Raw genomic sequence first — 18,150 nt, 5'->3', positions numbered from 1 at the left:
CTATTGTGGCACGTTCGCGGGGTTGTCGCAAAAAGAAAAGCCCGGCGTTAGAGCCGGGCTTCCAGATTACTGCGCGGAGGCAGGTTTACGCGGGCGGCGTCGGCGTTGGCCTTCACCTGCGGGTTTTGCTTCCCCGCTACGCCATGGGTTTTCCCCGGCGGGTTTCGCGTCACCCGTGCGGCGCGGCGGTTTGCCTGCCGCTTTTGGTGCGCCACCTTCCGAACGGCGCGGCTGCTGGCTTCGGCCACCACAGCCCTGTCCACGACCACCGCCACCACGCTGCTGGCGACCGTTCTGAATTGGCTCCGCTTTGATGGAAGCATCCACTTCATAGCCTTCGAGGGCGATGCGTGGGATCTCTTTTTTCAGCAGACGTTCGATGTCATGCAGCAGTTTGTGTTCATCGACGCAAACCAGAGACAGCGCTTCACCGGTTGCCGCCGCACGGCCAGTACGGCCAATACGGTGAACATAATCTTCCGGAACGTTTGGCAGCTCATAGTTCACGACGTGCGGCAGCTCTTCGATATCAAGGCCACGCGCCGCGATATCCGTTGCCACCAGAACGCGAATGTCGCCCGATTTGAAATCGGCCAGCGCACGGGTACGCGCCCCCTGGCTCTTGTTGCCGTGGATGGCTGCACTGCGAATGCCATCTTTATTCAGCTGTTCCGCCAGGTGGTTGGCACCGTGTTTGGTACGGGTAAAGACCAGCACCTGCTGCCAGTTACCTTCGCCAATCATCTGGGACAGCAGTTCCCGCTTACGCTTCTTGTCGACGAAGTGAACGTGCTGGGTCACCTGCTCAGAGGCGGTGTTGCGACGCGCCACTTCGATTTCCAGCGGATTACGCAGCAGTTTTTCCGCCAGCCCTTTGATCTCGTCGGAGAAGGTCGCGGAGAACAGCAGGTTCTGACGACGTGCAGGCAGTTTCGCCAGCACGCGACGAATATCGTGGATAAAGCCCATATCCAGCATACGGTCTGCTTCATCCAGCACCAGGATTTCAACCTGATCCAGTTTGACCGCGTTTTGATGTTCCAGATCCAGCAGACGGCCCGGCGTGGCGACTAAAACGTCAACGCCGCTGCGCAGTTTCATCATCTGTGGATTAATGCTCACACCACCGAAAACCACCAGCGAACGGATGTCGAGGTAACGACTGTATTCCCGGACGTTTTCGCCGATTTGCGCAGCGAGTTCACGGGTGGGGGTCAGGATCAGCGCACGGACCGGGCGACGGCCCTTCGCGTGAGGCTCTTTCTGAACCAGACGCTGCAGCAGTGGCAGGGTAAAGCCAGCCGTTTTACCGGTGCCGGTCTGGGCACTGGCCATCAGGTCACGGCCTTCCAGCACCGCAGGGATCGCCTGCTGCTGAATAGGGGTTGGCTCAACGTAGCCCTGCTCTGCAACAGCGCGCAGAATTTCCGGGTTCAGGCCAAGGGTATCAAAAGACATAAAAACTCCGAACCGCCCCGACCGTCACAGGTGTAGTTTTCAGGGAGATAAGACGAAACGAGTAGGACAAAAACCACAATGTCACGAAGCAGCGGAGTGTAGCAGATTTTGTGACATGGCGCATAAAATATCCCGGCGGGATTCATCAACAAAATATTGCTCCACCCGACTGGACAAGGTGAAAATTTAAACATAATCTTAATCAATCGATTGATTAATTTTTAATGACGCTATGAATCCAACTCCGACGACCACCAAAGGTGAACAGGCCAAAAGCCAGCTGATTGCCGCAGCACTTGCCCAGTTTGGCGAATATGGCCTGCACGCCACCACCCGCGATATCGCCGCGCAGGCCGGGCAAAACATTGCTGCCATCACCTACTATTTCGGTTCGAAGGAAGATTTGTATCTCGCATGCGCCCAGTGGATCGCCGATTTCATTGGCAGCCGTTTTCACGAACAGGTAGCCGCCGCCACCGCGCTGCTTAGCGAGCCATCGCCGGATCGCGCCGCCATCCGCGCACTTATCCTGAACGCTTGCAACAATATGATCGCCCTGCTCACCCACGACGATACGCTGAATCTGAGTAAATTTATTTCGCGGGAGCAGCTCTCGCCCACCGCCGCCTACCAGCGGGTCCACGATCAGGTGATTGCCCCGATGCACACCCACCTGACGCAGCTGATTGCGGCCTACACCGGGCGCGATGCGAACGACACACAGACCATTTTGCACACCCATGCGCTACTCGGCGAAGTGCTCGCTTTTCGCCTGGGCCGGGAAACCATCTTGCTGCGCACGGGCTGGACACAATTTGATGAGGATAAATCCGCGCAGATCAGTCAGGTCATCACCTGTCATCTCGACCTGATCCTGCAAGGTTTAACGCAAAGGAGCCTGGAGTCATGAAAAAACCTGTCGTCGCCATACTGGCGGTGGTCGTTGTACTGGCAGCCGGGATCGGCGGCTGGCTGTGGTATCAGAGCCAGCAGGATCGCGGTCTTACGCTCTACGGCAACGTGGATATCCGCACCCTTAATATGAGCTTCCGCGTCGGGGGGCGGCTGGAATCTCTCACGGTGGACGAAGGCGATACCATCACCGCCGGGCAGACGCTGGGCCAGCTGGACAAAGCACCGTACGAAAATGCGCTGATGCAGGCCAAAGCCAGCGTGTCCGTTGCTCAGGCGCAATATGATCTGATGCTGGCGGGCTATCGCGATGAAGAGGTCGCGCAGGCCGCAGCCGCCGTTAAACAGGCGCAGGCCGCGTTTGATTATGCGCAGAACTTCTACAACCGCCAGCAGGGGTTATGGAAAAGCCGCACCATTTCCGCAAACGATCTGGAAAACGCCCGCTCCTCGCGCGATCAGGCCCAGGCCACGCTGAAATCCGCCCAGGACAAATTAAGCCAGTACCGCACCGGTAACCGTCCGCAGGATATCGCCCAGGCAAAAGCCAGTCTCGAACAGGCTCAGGCACAGCTGGCGCAGGCGCAGTTAGACCTGCATGACACCACGCTGGTGTCCCCGTCCAACGGCACCCTGATGACCCGCGCCGTGGAGCCAGGCAGCATGTTAAGCGCGGGCAGTACCGTTCTGACGCTCTCCCTCACCCGCCCGGTGTGGGTGCGCGCGTACATTGATGAACCGAATTTGAATCAGGCCCAGCCAGGGCGCGAGCTGTTGCTCTACACCGACGGGCGTCCCGATAAGCCCTATCACGGTAAAGTCGGGTTTGTCTCTCCGACCGCCGAGTTCACACCAAAAACCGTTGAAACCCCTGACCTGCGCACGGACCTCGTCTATCGCCTGCGCATTATCGTGACCGATGCCGACGACGCGCTGCGCCAGGGGATGCCGATCACGGTGAAATTCAACGATGGGGACCGACATGAATGATGCGGTTATCCAGCTCAATAATCTGGTGAAACGCTTTGCGGGCATGGATAAGCCCGCAGTAGCACCCCTTAATTGCACCCTGCAAAAAGGCTATGTCACCGGGCTGGTCGGTCCGGATGGCGCAGGTAAAACCACGCTGATGCGGATGCTCGCCGGATTACTCAAACCCGACGAAGGCACGGCCTCAGTCCTCGGGCTGGACCCGATCAAAGACGACAGCGAACTGCATGCGATGCTCGGCTATATGCCGCAGAAATTTGGCCTGTACGAAGATCTGACGGTGATGGAAAACCTTAATCTGTATGCCGATCTGCGCAGCGTCACGGGCGAAACGCGGCAAAAAACCTTCGCCCGTTTGCTGGAGTTTACCTCGCTTGGGCCATTTACCGACCGGCTGGCCGGTAAGCTCTCCGGCGGCATGAAGCAAAAACTGGGGCTGGCCTGCACCCTGGTCGGCGAACCAAAAGTGTTATTGCTGGACGAACCCGGCGTCGGCGTGGACCCGATTTCTCGCCGCGAGCTGTGGCAGATGGTCCACGAACTGGCCGGTGACGGAATGCTGATCCTCTGGAGCACCTCGTATCTCGACGAGGCCGAACAGTGCCGCGACGTCCTGCTGATGAACGAAGGCGAACTGCTCTATCAGGGCGAGCCGACGGCGCTGACGCAGCAGATGTCCGGGCGCTGTTTTCTCCTGCATAGCCCGGATGAGACCAACCGCAAACTGTTGCAGCGGGTACTGAAATGTCCGCAGGTGAGCGACGGCATGATTCAGGGGCGTTCGGTGCGCGTGATCCTCAAAAAAGAGGCCACCGCCGACGATATCCGCCAGGCACAGGGCATGCCGCAAATTGAGATAGAAGAGACCGCCCCGCGCTTTGAGGATGCGTTTATCGATCTCCTTGGCGGCGCCAGCACCTCTGAGTCGCCGCTGGGGGCAATTCTGCATACGGTAGAGGGTACGCCCGGCGAGACGGTGATCGAAGCCAAATCCTTAACCAAAAAGTTCGGGGATTTCGCCGCGACGGATAACGTCAATTTCGCCGTGAAGCGCGGGGAAATTTTTGGTCTGCTCGGGCCGAACGGTGCAGGGAAATCGACCACCTTTAAAATGATGTGCGGCCTGCTGGTGCCCACCTCTGGTAAAGCGCTGGTGCTGGATATGGATCTGAAGGTCAGCTCCGGCAAAGCCCGTCAGCATCTGGGCTATATGGCGCAGAAATTCTCGCTCTACAGTAATCTGACCGTCGAGCAGAATCTGCGCTTTTTCTCCGGGGTCTACGGTCTGCGCGGGCGGGCGCAAAGTGAAAAAATTGCCCGGATGAGCGATGCCTTTGGTCTTACCCATATTGCCTCGCACGCCACCGACGAACTGCCGCTCGGCTTTAAACAGCGTCTGGCGCTGGCCTGCTCCCTGATGCACGAGCCGGATATTCTGTTTCTCGATGAACCGACCTCCGGCGTCGATCCCCTCACCCGCCGTGAGTTCTGGCTGCACATTAACAGCATGGTGGAGAAAGGCGTCACGGTGATGGTGACCACCCACTTTATGGATGAAGCGGAGTATTGCGACCGCATTGGGCTGGTCTATCGCGGCAAGCTGATTGCCCACGGCACGCCGGACGATTTAAAAGCTCAGGCGGCCGACGATGAGCAGCCCGATCCCACCATGGAGCAAGCGTTTATCACCCTGATTAACGACTGGGATAAGGAGCACGCCCATGAGCATTAAGGCGATTTCCTGGCGCCGGGTGCGCGCTCTGTGCGTCAAAGAGACGCGGCAGATCGTGCGCGACCCGAGCAGCTGGCTGATTGCAGTGGTGATCCCCCTGCTGCTGCTGTTTATCTTTGGCTACGGGATAAACCTCGACTCCAGCAAGCTGCGGGTGGGGATTTTACTGGAACAGCAGAGCGAAGAAGCGCTCGATTTCACCCATGCAATGACCGGCTCGCCTTACATCGACGCCACCATCAGCGATAACCGTGAGGCGCTGATCCAGAAGATGCAGGCCGGGAAAATTCGTGGGCTGGTGGTGATCCCCGTGGATTTTGCCGCCAATATGGCACGGGCAAATACCGATGCGCCGATTCAGGTGATCACCGACGGCAGTGAGCCAAACACCGCCAATTTTGTGCAGGGGTATGTCGAGGGGATCTGGCAGCTGTGGCAGATGCAGCGAGCGGAAGATCGCGGCGAAAAATTTGAGCCGCTGATCGACGTACAAACCCGCTACTGGTTTAACCCTGCCGCCATCAGCCAGCATTTTATTATCCCCGGCGCGGTGACGATAATCATGACCGTTATCGGCGCGATCCTCACCTCGCTGGTGATTGCCCGCGAATGGGAGCGCGGCACCATGGAGGCCCTGCTCTCCACGGAAGTGACGCGCGTAGAACTGCTACTGTGCAAGCTCATCCCCTATTACTTCCTCGGCATGCTGGCGATGCTGCTCTGTATGCTGGTGTCGGTGTTTATCCTTGAGGTGCCCTATCGCGGCTCGCTGATTCTCCTGTTCCTGATCACCAGCCTGTTTTTACTCAGCACCCTGGGCATGGGCCTGCTGATTTCGACCATCACCCGCAACCAGTTTAACGCCGCGCAGGTGGCGCTGAACGCGGCGTTTCTGCCGTCGATTATGCTGTCCGGGTTTATTTTCCAGATCGACAGTATGCCCGCCATTATCCGCGCGGTGACCTATATCATCCCGGCGCGCTACTTTGTGAACACGCTGCAAAGCCTGTTCCTGGCGGGGAATATTCCGGCGGTGTTGATCGTCAATATTCTGTTTTTGATGGCGTCGGCGGTGATGTTTATCGGCCTGACGTGGTTGAAAACGAAACGGCGACTGGATTAAACGCCGTCTAAAACATGTCCGGTGGAGAGGCTTGCCGGGCCGACGTGATTTTGTAGGTCGGGGTCGCGAAGCGCCACCCGACACGAGGATGACACGATGTTTCATCGCTTATGGACATTAATTCGCAAAGAGCTGCAATCGCTGCTGCGTGAACCGCAAACCCGCGCGATCCTGATCCTGCCGGTGCTGATTCAGGTTCTGCTGTTTCCGTTTGCCGCGACGCTGGAAGTGACCAACGCCACCATCGCCGTCTACAACGAAGACAACGGCAAACACTCCGTGGAGCTGACCCAGCGTTTTGCCCGCGCCAAAGCCTTTACCCATGTGCTGCTGCTGAAAAGTCCGCAGGAGATCCAGCCCACCATCGACACGCAAAAGGCGCTGCTGCTGGTGCGTTTCCCGGCCGATTTTTCGCGTAATCTGGATAATGCCCAAACCGCGCCGATGCAGCTGATTCTCGACGGGCGCAACTCCAACAGTGCGCAAATCGCCGCCAACTACCTGCAGCAGGTCGTGAAGAATTACCAGCAGGAGCTGATGGAGGGGAAAGCCAGGCCGAATAACAGCGAGCTGGTGGTGCGCAACTGGTATAACCCGAACCTGGATTACAAATGGTTCGTGGTGCCGTCGCTTATCGCGATGATCACCACCATTGGGGTGATGATTGTAACGTCGCTCTCCGTCGCCCGCGAACGTGAACAAGGGACGCTGGATCAGCTGCTGGTTTCCCCGCTCGCCACCTGGCAGATTTTCGTCGGCAAAGCCGTGCCTGCGCTGATTGTCGCCACTTTCCAGGCCAGTATTGTGCTCGGCATAGGTATCTGGGCGTATCAAATTCCGTTTGCCGGATCGCTGGCGCTGTTTTACTTCACCATGCTGATTTACGGGCTGTCGCTGGTGGGATTCGGGCTGTTGATTTCGGCGCTCTGCTCAACGCAGCAGCAGGCATTTATCGGGGTGTTTGTCTTTATGATGCCGGCGATTTTGCTCTCAGGGTATGTTTCGCCTGTCGAGAACATGCCGGTGTGGCTACAAGACCTGACGTGGGTGAATCCGATTCGGCACTTTACCGATATCACCAAGCAGATCTATCTGAAGGATGCGAGTCTGGATATTGTGTGGGGAAGTTTGTGGCCGCTACTGGTCATAGCGGCCACGACAGGCTCAGTGGCGTACGCGATGTTTAGACGCAATATCGCCTAGCTTTTTCTCTTTGGTCAGCAACGAGACCACTGCGGGTCCTGCCAGAATGACCAGGCCCGCCAGGGCCAGCAGCAGGTTGTTATGCAGTACCCGCGACAGCAGCCACAGGACGATTAACGCTGCACCAAAATACCAGGTGGTGGTGAGCTCTTCGAGCACATCACCCACTTCACGCCAGCGCGCGTCGTGGTGACGCTGTAAAAACAGCATCGACAGCACGGTCACGCCATACATCGCACATAATCCCAAGCCGACATGCACCAGCGTGCCGCTCTTCCAGCCCATTACCAGTACCGCCACGACCAGTAAATGCAACATTATCTGCCAGCAACTGAGGCCAGTTGCGACACGAACGCGTTGTTGCCACTTCATGGCTTCTCTCCTGAAGGATATTTCTCTGCTAGTTCAGAGTACCGCACTTTACGGAAAATTCCGTAACACCGCATCTTTTTGTGACGCCGACTACACTTTATTTTCATCAGGATAGTGACGCTGGCAGGAGCATATGACGCAAAAAACCCGGCATTTTTCGCTCAAAATTTTGACGATTAACACACACAAAGGCTTCACGGCATTTAACCGCCGCTTCATATTACCCGAGCTGCGTGACGCGGTACGTACCGTCGGCGCGGATATCGTCTGCCTGCAGGAAGTGATGGGCGCGCACGATATTCACCCGCTGCACGTCGAGAACTGGCCAGACACCACCCACTACGAATTTCTGGCTGATACCATGTGGAGCGACTATGCCTATGGCCGCAACGCAGTCTACCCGGAAGGGCACCACGGCAACGCGGTGCTGTCACGTTTTCCCATCGAACATTATGAAAATCACGACGTGTCGGTGGGAGAAAGTGAAAAACGCGGGCTGCTTTACTGTCGGATAAAACCGCCGGATCTGGCCTTTCCGGTTCACGTGGGCTGCGTGCATCTCGGCCTGCGGGAAGCGCACCGCCAGGCACAGCTGCAGATGATGACCCGCTGGGTCAATTCGCTGCCGGATAACGATCCGGTGGTTATCGCCGGTGATTTTAACGACTGGCGACAGCGCGCAAACCGCCCGCTGAAGGCCGATTCCGGGCTGGATGAGATTTTCACCCGGGCGCATGGCCGCCCGGCGCGCACCTTCCCGGTCAGTTTTCCTCTGCTGCGCCTGGATCGCATTTACGTCAAAAACGCCCACGCCAGCCATCCGAGCACCCTGGCGCTGCGCGGCTGGCGTCACCTGTCTGACCATGCCCCGTTAAGTGCGGAGATTCACTTATGAAAAGTTCATGGCGAGAAGGTAACCAAATTACGCTGCTGGAAAATGGCGATGAGTATTATCCCGCCGTTTTTGCTGCCCTCGATGCGGCAGAGCAAAAAGTTATTCTCGAAACGTTTATCTGGTTCGAGGACGACGTGGGCCGTCAGCTCCATCAGGCCGTGCTGCGCGCGGCTCAGCGAGGCGTCAAAGTCGAAGTGCTGCTCGACGGCTACGGTTCGCCCGACCTCAGCGACAGCTTCGTCAACGAGCTGACCACCGCAGGCGTCGTGTTCCGCTATTACGATCCGCGCCCGCCGCTGTTTGGCATGCGCACCAACGTCTTTCGCCGGATGCACCGCAAAATTGTGGTGGTGGATGGCAACGTCGCGTTCGTGGGCGGAATCAACTACTCCGACGAACACATGTCCGACTTCGGCCCGGAGGCGAAGCAGGATTATGCGGTGAAAGTCGAAGGCCCGGTGGTGCAGGATATTTTACTCTTTGAGTTGGAAAATCTGCCGGGGCAGTCGGCGGTGCGCCGCTGGTGGAAACGCCATCATCGCCCGGAAGAAAACCGCCAGCCCGGTGAGGCACAGGCGCTGTTTATCTGGCGCGATAACGACGAGCATCGGGACGATATTGAACGCCACTATTTGAAGATGCTCGCCAATGCGAAGCGCGAAGTGATCATCGCTAACGCCTATTTCTTCCCCGGCTACCGTCTGCTGCACGCCATGCGCAATGCCGCACGGCGTGGGGTGCGGGTCAAACTGATTGTTCAGGGCGAGCCGGATATGCCGATTGTCACCGTCGGCGCGCGGCTGCTGTACGACTATCTGGTCAAAGGCGGCGTGCAGATTTACGAGTATCGCCGCCGCCCGCTGCACGGAAAAGTGGCGCTGATGGACGATCACTGGGCGACCGTTGGCTCCAGTAATCTCGATCCCCTGAGCCTGTCCCTTAATCTGGAGGCAAACCTGATCATTCACGATCGCGCATTTAACCAGACCCTGCGCGACAATCTTACGGGCATTATCGCTCGCGATTGCGTGCGGGTAGATGATTCGATGGTGCCGAAACGCACCTGGTGGAATCTGACCAAAAGCGTGGTGGTGTTCCACTTCCTGCGCCACTTCCCAGCGCTGGTGGGCTGGCTGCCGGCTCATACGCCCAAGCTCGCACTGGTGCCGGCGCCTGTTCAGCCGGAAATGGAGACCCAGGATCGGGTTGAAGCCGAAAACTCAGGGGTGAAACCGTAATGAGCAAATCACATCCGCGCTGGCGGCTGGCTAAACGCATTCTCACCTGGCTGTTTTTCATTGCTGTTGCCGTGCTGCTGGTGGTGTACGCGCAGAAAATTGACTGGGAAGAGGTGTGGAAAGTCATCCGCAATTACAACCGACTGGTGCTGCTCAGCGCCGTCGGGTTGGTGATCGTCAGCTATCTGATTTACGGCTGCTACGACCTGCTGGGCCGCGCCTACTGCGGGCATAAGCTGGCGAAACGCCAGGTAATGCTGGTGTCGTTTATCTGCTACGCCTTTAACCTGACCCTCAGCACCTGGGTGGGCGGTATCGGCATGCGCTACCGCCTCTATTCGCGCCTCGGGCTGCCGGGCAGCACCATTACGCGCATTTTCTCGCTAAGCATCACCACCAACTGGCTCGGGTATATCCTTCTCGGCGGGGTGATTTTCACGATTGGCGTGGTGCAGCTTCCGGCCCACTGGTATATCGACGAAACGACGCTGCGGATTTTGGGCATCGTCCTGCTGCTGATCATCGCGGCGTATCTCTGGGCCTGCGCATTCGCTAAACGCCGTCATATGACCGTCAAAGGGCAGAAACTGGTGCTGCCATCGTGGAAGTTCGCGCTGGTGCAGATGGTGATCTCCAGCGCTAACTGGATGGTGATGGGGGCCATTATCTGGCTGCTGATTGGCGAAGAGGTAAACTATTTCTTCGTGCTTGGTGTGCTGCTGGTAAGCAGTATTGCCGGGGTAATCGTCCACATTCCGGCCGGGATCGGGGTGTTAGAAGCGGTGTTTATTGCCCTGCTGGCGGGGGAACACGTGTCTCACGGCACGATTATCGCGGCGCTGCTGGCCTATCGAATGTTGTACTACTTCCTGCCGCTGGCACTGGCGACGGTCGGCTATTTGATTCTGGAGAGTCGGGCGAAAAAGCTGCGGGCGAAGAATGAGAAAGCGATGGCGAAATAACGAAATCCGTGTGGCGGTCCACTGACCAAACGACGAGTTGCATGCCCGGCAGGCGTAACGCCGCCGGGCACAGCCATCAGCGGCGGTTACCGAAAATCCGCAGCAGCATCAGGAATAGGTTGATGAAGTCCAGATAGAGCGTTAACGCGCCAAGAATGGCATATTTGCGCAGGTTACCGCTGTCACGCACGTCGATCTGCTCGCCGATGTTTTTCAGCTTCTGAGTGTCATACGCCGTCAGGCCGACAAACACAATCACCCCAATGTACGTCACCGCCCACATCAGCGCTTCGCTTTTCAGCCAGAAGTTCACCAGCGACGCCAGCACAATCCCGATAAGCGCCATAAACAGCATATTGCCGAAACCGCTCAAATCACGTTTGGTGGTGTAGCCGTAAAGGCTCATGGCACCGAACATCCCACCGGCCACCACAAAGGTGCTGGCGATAGAGGAGTAGGTGTAGACGATAAAAATACTGGAGAGCGTCAGGCCGGTCAGCGCCGAATAGAGCATAAACAGCGTGGTCGCCATGCCCGCACTGAGCTTTTGCACCAGTCCGGAAAGCACAAACACCAGCCCCAGCTGGGCGATAATCAGCCCAAAGAAGGTAATTTTGCTGGAAAAGATAAACATCATCAGTTCGGGGGTATTGGCTGCGTACCACGCGATAAACGCGGTTAACAGCAGGCCGCAGGTCATCCAGCCGTACACCTGCGCCATATAAGTTTGCAGGCCGCTACGCGTCTGCTGAACGATTGAATCCGAACGTGGAAATCGGTCCATGATAACTCCTGATTAACTGGGCACACCTTTTAAGATTAACACATCCGCGCCATCCGGTTACCAGCGGCTGGCAGCCTGCTTGTCGCTGTCACGCGATTCCACCCAGCGTTCCCCTTCCGGTGTGGCTTCACGCTTCCAGAACGGCGCGCGGGTTTTGAGATAATCCATAATAAATTCACCGGCATCGAACGCGCTACCGCGATGCGAGCTGGTGACGCCAACAAAGACAATCTCTTCGCCAGGCCACATTTCGCCGACGCGGTGAATCACCGTGACACGACCAAGTGGCCAGCGCTGACGGGCCTCTTCCACGATAGCGGCAAGCGACTTTTCCGTCATCCCCGGATAATACTCGAGGGTCAGCGCGCTTACACTCTCCCCCAGATTATGGTTCCGGACTTTACCGGTAAATGTCACCACCGCTCCGTCTTCGTCGCGCTCGGCCAGCCAGCTGTATTCCGTGCCGACATTGAAGCGTTCCGGTCCAACAATAATCCGCGTGTCAGCCATGATTAACCCCCTGTGACCGGCGGGAAAAACGCCACTTCGTCACCGGCGTTAAGCGGATGGGAAAACTCCACCAGCGTCTGATTCACCGCCGCCAGCAGTTTTCCCTCTTCAAGCGCCAGCGCCCAGCGATCGCCTTGCGCCGCCAGATGGGCACGCAGGGCTTCGACGCTGTCGAACGGCATCTCGAGGGTCAGGCTGTCGGTATTGACAAGCTCTCGCACCTGAGCAAAAAAAAGCACTTTAATCATGATTGTCCGCCCTGAAATCACCGGATTTGCCGCCACTTTTCGCCAGCAGACGAACCGGGCCAATCACCATATCCTTCTGCACCGCTTTGCACATATCGTAAATGGTGAGCGCCGCAACCGAGGCCGCCGTTAAGGCCTCCATCTCGACGCCTGTTTTGCCGGTCAGACGGCACAACGTCTCGATACGCACGCGGTTGTGATCCGGCTCGGCCTGCAGGCTCACTTCAACCTTGCTGAGCATCAGCGGGTGACACAGCGGGATAAGATCCCAGGTGCGTTTTGCGGCCTGAATTCCGGCGATACGCGCGGTAGCGAAAACGTCACCCTTGTGGTGGCTGCCGTCGATAATCATCGCCAGGGTTTCTGGCAACATGGTTACGAAAGCCTCGGCGCGCGCTTCGCGCACCGTTTCGGCCTTGGCGGAAACATCCACCATATGCGCTTCGCCAGCGGCGTTAATGTGGGTCAATTGCGACATAGCTTATTTCTTCAAATGAGGATGAAAATTACACGGACGAGTGCGAGCATCCAGCTGCGGAGCGATGATGTTCTCCCACGCGGTGCGGCAAGCTTTGGTAGAGCCTGGCATGGCGAAAATCAGGGTGTTGTTGGCGATCCCGGCCACGGCGCGCGACTGAAGCGTGGACGTACCGATCTCCTCAAAGGAGAGCATCCGGAACACTTCGCCAAAGCCCTGGATTTCGCGGTCGAAGAGCGGGAGCAGCGCTTCTGGCGCCTGATCGCCTGCGGTAAAACCGGTGCCGCCGGTGATCAGTACCACCTGCACCTCTGCGCTGGCGATCCACTGGGAGACCTGAGCGCGAATGGCGTAGCGATTCTCTTTCACTATCGCTTTATCAATGATGCTGTGCCCCGCCTCGTGGGCGGCGTCGCGCAGCCAGTGGCCGGAGGTGTCATCCTCCTCACCACGACGTTCAGAAACGGTAAGAATAGCAATACGCGTCGGAATAAATTCAGCGCTGACCTGACTCATTTTCTGGTTCCTTTTAAGCCGATTACCCGCCGATGTAAGACAGGTTTTGTGTAATCCCGGTGTCGCCCTGATGCAGGAAATGGGTCTGTTTTTTATGCGTCAGAGCAGCAGAAATGCGCGCTTCGAGGGCCTCCTGCTGCGCATCGTCTTCCAGCAGATCGCGAAGATCCACGCCGCCGTCGCCGAACAGGCACAGATGCAGCTTGCCCACAGACGAGACGCGCAGACGGTTACAGGTGGCGCAGAAGTCTTTCTCATAGGGCATGATAAGCCCAATTTCCCCTTCATAATCCGGGTGACAAAAGACCTGCGCCGGGCCGTCGCTGCGTTGGCGAATCTGGTGGATCCAGCCGCGCTTCAGCAGCGCATCGCGCAGCACCATGCCGGAGATATGATGACGACGGAACAGGTCGCTGCCCTCGCCCGTCTCCATCAGCTCAATAAAACGCAGTTGAATGCGGCGGGGTTTGACCCACGCGAGGAAGGTGTCGAGCTGGTGATGGTTTACATCGCGCATCAGGACCGTGTTGACTTTGACTTTGTCGAAACCGGCTTCGAACGCCGCATCGATCCCCTCCATCACCTGGCGAAACTTATCCTGCCCGGTGATGGCGTGAAACTGGCGCGCATCGAGGCTGTCGACGCTGACGTTGATGGCCGTGAGACCCGCATCGCGCCACTGGGCCACATCGCGGGCTAAGCGATAGCCATTGGTGGTGACGGCGATTTGGCGAATGTTCTCGTTTTCACGGATAGCGGCGATGATGTCGGGAAAATCACGACGCAGGGAGGGTTCGCCACCCGTGAGACGCACTTTTTCCGTGCCAAGCTCAGAAAACGCACGCGTGACGCGGCGCACTTCCTCGACGGAAAGAAATCCGTTATTGGTGACGCTGCCCGGCTTGTAGCCGTCTGGCAGGCAATAGGTGCAACGAAAATTGCACACATCGGTAATCGACAGACGTAAATAGAAAAACTTACGCGCGAAAGCATCTGTGAGTTGAGAAGCCATGTACACCTTTCCAGTACGGGAGGCACAGTCATTTCTTTCTGTACCCTGGTGACGTTTCCGTCACGGCCAGGGCGCCATATCGTGTGACACAGGCGCCAGGGCTAGAGTGTATGTTTTCAAATTTGAAAACGTGGGTTATGCCGATAGTAGCGCGGAAATGGCGCTTTCGCCATTCGCCGATTTCGCTATATAATTATATATATAGCGACCTGATCGTGCACTTTCACTACAGAATACGTAAAAATCAATGTTTCGCATTGATATACGTCATTTTGACAGGGGTCGGGCATCGTCTTTTAGGGGTAGTTGGGTTACTGTTACGCGGATCAAATGTCATAAGGAATCTGTATGCGCAATCGCACTTTTGCGGATCTTGACCGTGTGGTCGCTCTCGGCGGAGGGCATGGGCTGGGGCGGGTTATGTCGTCATTATCCTCGCTGGGCTCCAGGCTCACCGGGATCGTGACCACCACCGATAACGGTGGCTCAACAGGTCGTATTCGTCGTTCAGAAGGCGGTATCGCCTGGGGCGATATGCGTAACTGTCTTAACCAGTTAATTACCGAACAAAGCGTCGCATCGGCGATGTTTGAGTATCGTTTTGGCGGTAACGGGGAACTTTCCGGGCATAACCTCGGAAATCTGATGTTAAAGGCGCTGGATCACCTGAGCGTACGCCCGCTTGAGGCGATCAATTTAATCCGAAATCTGCTGAAAGTGGATGCTTTCCTGATTCCTATGTCGGAACAACCGGTCGATTTGATGGCGATCGACATGGAAGGGCATGAAGTTTACGGCGAGGTCAATATTGACCAGCTGGTAGTCCCACCCAAAGAACTGATGACCTACCCGACTGTTCCCGCCACGCGCGAAGCGGTGGAAGCTATCAGCGAGGCGGATCTGATCCTCATCGGCCCTGGCAGTTTTTACACCAGCCTGATGCCGCTGCTGCTGGTAAAAGAGCTGGCCCAAGCGCTGCGCAGAACACCCGCGCCGATGGTGTATATCGGTAATCTGGGGAAAGAGCTTAGCCCTGCCGCCGCCAGCCTTTCGCTTGCCGATAAACTCAATCTGATGGAGCAGTACGTCGGTAAAAAAATTATCGACGGCGTGGTTGTAGGGCCGAAGGTGGATGTTTCAGGTATGGAAGGCCGTGTGGTGGTGCAGACAGAGCTGGAAGCGAGTGATATTAAATATCGCCACGACCGGCATTTGCTGCGCCTGGCGCTGGAAAAAGCGATTCAGGCGTTGGGATAACCGAACTGCGCCCGGTGGCGTTACGCTAACCGGGCCGACAACGCATCCGAACGGTTAGCCGGGCAGACGCAATGCCGCCCGGCAACGCGAGTTACGACGCCGCGATAAACAGATCGCGCAGCTTATGCAGCTGATCGCGAAGTTGCGCCGCCTCTTCAAACTCCAGATTCTGCGCATGCTGCATCATCTGCCCTTCCAGCTCGTGGATTTTCTGCTGCAGCGCTTTCGGTGTCAGCAGCACTTCCACCGCATCAGCCTCAACCGGATGACGCGCTTTTCCGCGGCCTTTGGTTTTCGCAATCCCCTGACCCAGCGCCAGAATATCCACCACTTTCTTGTTCAGCCCCTGCGGGGTGATGCCATGCTCTTCGTTGTACTGCTGCTGTTTCTCACGACGACGTTCCGTTTCGCCGATCGCTTTCGCCATCGACGCCGTAATTTTGTCACCGTACAGAATCGCTTTCCCGTTGATGTTACGCGCCGCGCGGCCAATGGTCTGAATCAGGGAGCGCTCAGAACGCAGGAAGCCCTCTTTGTCGGCATCCAGAATCGCCACCAGCGACACTTCTGGCATGTCGAGACCTTCTCGCAACAGGTTGATCCCCACCAGCACGTCAAACTCGCCAAGACGTAAATCGCGAATGATCTCCATACGCTCAACGGTATCGATATCCGAGTGCAGATAGCGCACGCGCTCCCCGTGCTCTTCCAGATACTCGGTCAAGTCTTCCGCCATACGTTTGGTTAGCGTAGTGACCAGCACACGCTCGTTAACCGATGCGCGAGCGCGGATCTCTGAGAGCAGATCGTCCACCTGCGTTCCCACCGGGCGAACTTCGATAATAGGGTCCAGCAGGCCCGTTGGACGCACCACCTGATCGATAACTTCATCACCGGATTTCTCCAGCTCGTAGTTACCCGGCGTGGCCGACACGTAGATCGTTTGCGGGGCCAGCGCCTCGAACTCTTCGAATTTCATCGGGCGGTTATCGAGCGCCGACGGCAGGCGGAAACCGTACTCCACCAGCGTCTCTTTACGCGCGCGGTCACCGCGATACATGCCGCCGATCTGCGGAATGGTGACGTGAGATTCGTCCACCACCAGCAGACCGTCAGCCGGGAGATAATCGAACAGGGTCGGCGGTGCTTCGCCAGGACCTCGCCCGGAGAGATAGCGCGAGTAGTTTTCAATGCCCGAGCAATAACCCAGCTCGTTCATCATCTCTAAATCGAACTGCGTACGCTGGCTCAGGCGCTGCTCTTCGAGCAGTTTGTTATTCGCCAGCAGCACCTTACGACGGTCAGCCAGCTCCACTTTGATCTCTTCCATCGCCTGTACGATACGCTCGCGCGGGGTGACGTAGTGGGTTTTCGGGTAGATGGTAAAACGCTGAATCACCGACTCAACGTGGCCTGTCAGCGGATCAAACAGCGACAGACGCTCGACCTCCTCGTCAAACAGCTCAACGCGCAGGGCCAGATCGTCGGATTCTGCCGGGAAGATGTCGATCACTTCGCCGCGCACGCGGAAAGTACCGCGCTGGAACGCCTGGTCGTTACGGGCATACTGCAGCTCCGCCAGACGGCGTAAAATCGCGCGCTGATCGATAATCATCCCGATGGTCAGGTGCAGCATCATCTTGAGGTAAAGATCCGGATCGCCCAGACCATAGATGGCGGAGACCGACGCCACCACGATCACATCCCGACGCTCAAGCAGCGCTTTCGTTGCCGACAGACGCATCTGTTCGATATGTTCGTTGACCGAAGCATCCTTCTCGATAAAGGTGTCTGAGCTGGGTACGTAGGCTTCCGGCTGGTAGTAATCGTAGTAGGAGACGAAATATTCAACGGCGTTTTCCGGGAAGAACTCTTTCATCTCGCCATACAGCTGCGCCGCCAGCGTTTTGTTAGGCGCCAGCACCATCGTCGGGCGCTGCAGATCCGCAATCACGTTGGCAACGGTAAAGGTTTTGCCCGAACCGGTCACACCCAGCAGGGTCTGGTGCGCCAGCCCGTCTTCCAGCCCCTCTTTCAGGCGACGGATCGCATCCGGCTGATCGCCAGACGGACGGAAAGCAGAATTCAGTTTGAACAATTTACTCATGGGCGACAACCTGATGTCGGAAAAAGCGGCAGGTGAGTAATTTTACTCGCGGCTGGCAAATTTGCCAGTAATAAATACTGGATGTAAAACCAGTGGCGTGTAAGGATATCTGGATTAGCATCCGCCTGATGAGTGCGAAAGGGGCCAAAATTTAGGCTGTGACGAGATAAAACACCAGCAATGTTCGGTTATCCCCAGAACATTTCTATTTTTAACATTTGTCAAGCCACGTAATGATAGTTTTATGGCAGTCAGTGACACTTTCATGACGATGATTGCTTTTGTCTAACTCGTTAATTCATAGAAGATATTTCTTAAAGCCGCGTTTCGCATCAATTCATGCGCAGGCCGCG

The 18,150-nt window shown here is 56.9% G+C and carries 18 protein-coding genes and 1 riboswitch; of the genes, 9 read left to right on the top strand and 9 right to left on the bottom strand.

Annotated features, from left to right (window positions below; all coding sequences use genetic code 11):
- Positions 1-66: 66 nt before the first annotated feature.
- Entirely contained in the window at positions 67-1,458 is a 1,392-nt protein-coding gene (rhlE, locus tag ACB496_RS06715) for an ATP-dependent RNA helicase RhlE (protein ID WP_371974711.1), read from the bottom strand.
- A gap of 232 nt (positions 1,459-1,690) precedes the next feature.
- Here rhlE and cecR point away from each other — a divergent pair, with 232 nt between their 5' ends.
- The 5 genes from cecR to ACB496_RS06690 all read left to right on the top strand — a co-directional run bounded on the left by cecR (position 1,691) and on the right by ACB496_RS06690 (position 7,418).
- Positions 1,691-2,368 (top strand): transcriptional regulator CecR, encoded by a 678-nt coding sequence (cecR, locus tag ACB496_RS06710; RefSeq protein ID WP_100777116.1) that lies wholly within the window; start codon positions 1,691-1,693, stop codon positions 2,366-2,368.
- A complete protein-coding gene (hlyD, locus tag ACB496_RS06705; RefSeq protein ID WP_100777117.1) occupies positions 2,365-3,360 on the top strand; it encodes a secretion protein HlyD in 996 nt (331 codons plus the stop codon). The genes cecR and hlyD overlap by 4 nt, the downstream gene beginning before the upstream one ends.
- A complete protein-coding gene (locus ACB496_RS06700; protein WP_129035316.1) occupies positions 3,353-5,092 on the top strand; it encodes an ATP-binding cassette domain-containing protein in 1,740 nt (579 codons plus the stop codon). Before hlyD ends, ACB496_RS06700 begins: the two co-directional genes overlap by 8 nt.
- Complete coding sequence (locus ACB496_RS06695) at positions 5,082-6,215, top strand: ABC transporter permease (protein WP_100777119.1); 1,134 nt, start codon at positions 5,082-5,084, stop codon at positions 6,213-6,215. The genes ACB496_RS06700 and ACB496_RS06695 overlap by 11 nt, the downstream gene beginning before the upstream one ends.
- 96 nt (positions 6,216-6,311) lie before the next feature.
- On the top strand, positions 6,312-7,418 hold the full coding sequence (locus ACB496_RS06690) for an ABC transporter permease (RefSeq protein ID WP_107703996.1): 1,107 nt from the start codon (positions 6,312-6,314) through the stop codon (positions 7,416-7,418).
- On the opposite strand, the gene ACB496_RS06685 is transcribed toward ACB496_RS06690, so the two are convergent.
- Complete coding sequence (locus tag ACB496_RS06685; protein ID WP_100777121.1) at positions 7,380-7,790, bottom strand: YbhQ family protein; 411 nt, start codon at positions 7,788-7,790, stop codon at positions 7,380-7,382. The two genes, ACB496_RS06690 and ACB496_RS06685, sit on opposite strands and share 39 nt — an antisense overlap.
- A gap of 133 nt (positions 7,791-7,923) precedes the next feature.
- Between ACB496_RS06685 and ACB496_RS06680 the strand changes: the two genes are divergently transcribed.
- The 3 genes from ACB496_RS06680 to ACB496_RS06670 are packed head-to-tail and all read left to right on the top strand — an operon-like array spanning position 7,924 to position 10,885.
- On the top strand, positions 7,924-8,685 hold the full coding sequence (locus tag ACB496_RS06680; protein ID WP_102105215.1) for an endonuclease/exonuclease/phosphatase family protein: 762 nt from the start codon (positions 7,924-7,926) through the stop codon (positions 8,683-8,685).
- A complete protein-coding gene (gene clsB / locus ACB496_RS06675; RefSeq protein ID WP_371974710.1) occupies positions 8,682-9,923 on the top strand; it encodes a cardiolipin synthase ClsB in 1,242 nt (413 codons plus the stop codon). Before ACB496_RS06680 ends, clsB begins: the two co-directional genes overlap by 4 nt.
- Positions 9,923-10,885 (top strand): YbhN family protein, encoded by a 963-nt coding sequence (locus ACB496_RS06670; RefSeq protein ID WP_102105216.1) that lies wholly within the window; start codon positions 9,923-9,925, stop codon positions 10,883-10,885. The genes clsB and ACB496_RS06670 overlap by 1 nt, the downstream gene beginning before the upstream one ends.
- A gap of 76 nt (positions 10,886-10,961) precedes the next feature.
- Here the strand turns inward: ACB496_RS06670 and ACB496_RS06665 are convergent, their stop codons facing one another.
- The 6 genes from ACB496_RS06665 to moaA all read right to left on the bottom strand — a co-directional run bounded on the left by ACB496_RS06665 (position 10,962) and on the right by moaA (position 14,433).
- Positions 10,962-11,669: a Bax inhibitor-1 family protein gene (locus tag ACB496_RS06665; RefSeq protein ID WP_371974709.1), complete on the bottom strand. Its 708-nt coding sequence runs from the start codon at positions 11,667-11,669 to the stop codon at positions 10,962-10,964.
- A 57-nt stretch (positions 11,670-11,726) separates the two neighbouring features.
- A complete protein-coding gene (gene moaE / locus ACB496_RS06660; protein WP_371974708.1) occupies positions 11,727-12,179 on the bottom strand; it encodes a molybdopterin synthase catalytic subunit MoaE in 453 nt (150 codons plus the stop codon).
- 2 nt (positions 12,180-12,181) lie between these two features.
- Positions 12,182-12,427, bottom strand: a complete 246-nt coding sequence (gene moaD, locus ACB496_RS06655; RefSeq protein ID WP_371974707.1) for a molybdopterin synthase sulfur carrier subunit — start codon at positions 12,425-12,427, stop codon at positions 12,182-12,184.
- On the bottom strand, positions 12,420-12,905 hold the full coding sequence (gene moaC / locus ACB496_RS06650) for a cyclic pyranopterin monophosphate synthase MoaC (RefSeq protein WP_371974706.1): 486 nt from the start codon (positions 12,903-12,905) through the stop codon (positions 12,420-12,422). Before moaC ends, moaD begins: the two co-directional genes overlap by 8 nt.
- Positions 12,906-12,908: 3 nt before the next feature.
- Positions 12,909-13,421 carry a molybdenum cofactor biosynthesis protein B gene (gene moaB / locus ACB496_RS06645; protein ID WP_100777129.1) on the bottom strand — a complete coding sequence of 171 codons (513 nt, stop codon included), beginning with the start codon at positions 13,419-13,421 and terminating at the stop codon, positions 12,909-12,911.
- Positions 13,422-13,443: 22 nt separating this feature from the next.
- The gene (gene moaA, locus ACB496_RS06640; protein WP_312153063.1) at positions 13,444-14,433 is read right to left on the bottom strand and encodes a GTP 3',8-cyclase MoaA; all 990 of its coding nucleotides are present in this window, start codon (positions 14,431-14,433) and stop codon (positions 13,444-13,446) included.
- Positions 14,421-14,554: riboswitch (molybdenum cofactor riboswitch) on the bottom strand. Its footprint overlaps the gene before it by 13 nt.
- Before the next feature lie 227 nt (positions 14,555-14,781).
- Between moaA and yvcK the strand changes: the two genes are divergently transcribed.
- Positions 14,782-15,690: a uridine diphosphate-N-acetylglucosamine-binding protein YvcK gene (yvcK, locus tag ACB496_RS06635; RefSeq protein ID WP_100777131.1), complete on the top strand. Its 909-nt coding sequence runs from the start codon at positions 14,782-14,784 to the stop codon at positions 15,688-15,690.
- A gap of 91 nt (positions 15,691-15,781) precedes the next feature.
- Here yvcK and uvrB read toward each other — a convergent pair whose 3' ends face one another.
- Complete coding sequence (gene uvrB, locus ACB496_RS06630; RefSeq protein WP_102105221.1) at positions 15,782-17,797, bottom strand: excinuclease ABC subunit UvrB; 2,016 nt, start codon at positions 17,795-17,797, stop codon at positions 15,782-15,784.
- Positions 17,798-18,150 lie beyond the last annotated feature (353 nt).

The sequence above is a fragment of the Lelliottia nimipressuralis genome (assembly GCF_041464075.1).
In the GTDB taxonomy this organism is placed as follows: Bacteria; Pseudomonadota; Gammaproteobacteria; order Enterobacterales; family Enterobacteriaceae; genus Enterobacter; species Enterobacter nimipressuralis.
This window is presented reverse-complemented; position numbering and strand designations above follow the sequence as displayed.

Excerpts from the sequence above, each read along its gene's own strand:
- rhlE (WP_371974711.1), bottom strand. The coding sequence starts at position 1,458 with ATGTCTTTTGATACCCTTGGCCTGAACCCGGAAATTCTGCGCGCTGTT.
- cecR (WP_100777116.1), top strand. The coding sequence starts at position 1,691 with ATGAATCCAACTCCGACGACCACCAAAGGTGAACAGGCCAAAAGCCAG.
- hlyD (WP_100777117.1), top strand. The coding sequence starts at position 2,365 with ATGAAAAAACCTGTCGTCGCCATACTGGCGGTGGTCGTTGTACTGGCA.
- ACB496_RS06700 (WP_129035316.1), top strand. The coding sequence starts at position 3,353 with ATGAATGATGCGGTTATCCAGCTCAATAATCTGGTGAAACGCTTTGCG.
- ACB496_RS06695 (WP_100777119.1), top strand. The coding sequence starts at position 5,082 with ATGAGCATTAAGGCGATTTCCTGGCGCCGGGTGCGCGCTCTGTGCGTC.
- ACB496_RS06690 (WP_107703996.1), top strand. The coding sequence starts at position 6,312 with ATGTTTCATCGCTTATGGACATTAATTCGCAAAGAGCTGCAATCGCTG.
- ACB496_RS06685 (WP_100777121.1), bottom strand. The coding sequence starts at position 7,790 with ATGAAGTGGCAACAACGCGTTCGTGTCGCAACTGGCCTCAGTTGCTGG.
- ACB496_RS06680 (WP_102105215.1), top strand. The coding sequence starts at position 7,924 with ATGACGCAAAAAACCCGGCATTTTTCGCTCAAAATTTTGACGATTAAC.
- clsB (WP_371974710.1), top strand. The coding sequence starts at position 8,682 with ATGAAAAGTTCATGGCGAGAAGGTAACCAAATTACGCTGCTGGAAAAT.
- ACB496_RS06670 (WP_102105216.1), top strand. The coding sequence starts at position 9,923 with ATGAGCAAATCACATCCGCGCTGGCGGCTGGCTAAACGCATTCTCACC.
- ACB496_RS06665 (WP_371974709.1), bottom strand. The coding sequence starts at position 11,669 with ATGGACCGATTTCCACGTTCGGATTCAATCGTTCAGCAGACGCGTAGC.
- moaE (WP_371974708.1), bottom strand. The coding sequence starts at position 12,179 with ATGGCTGACACGCGGATTATTGTTGGACCGGAACGCTTCAATGTCGGC.
- moaD (WP_371974707.1), bottom strand. The coding sequence starts at position 12,427 with ATGATTAAAGTGCTTTTTTTTGCTCAGGTGCGAGAGCTTGTCAATACC.
- moaC (WP_371974706.1), bottom strand. The coding sequence starts at position 12,905 with ATGTCGCAATTGACCCACATTAACGCCGCTGGCGAAGCGCATATGGTG.
- moaB (WP_100777129.1), bottom strand. The coding sequence starts at position 13,421 with ATGAGTCAGGTCAGCGCTGAATTTATTCCGACGCGTATTGCTATTCTT.
- moaA (WP_312153063.1), bottom strand. The coding sequence starts at position 14,433 with ATGGCTTCTCAACTCACAGATGCTTTCGCGCGTAAGTTTTTCTATTTA.
- yvcK (WP_100777131.1), top strand. The coding sequence starts at position 14,782 with ATGCGCAATCGCACTTTTGCGGATCTTGACCGTGTGGTCGCTCTCGGC.
- uvrB (WP_102105221.1), bottom strand. The coding sequence starts at position 17,797 with ATGAGTAAATTGTTCAAACTGAATTCTGCTTTCCGTCCGTCTGGCGAT.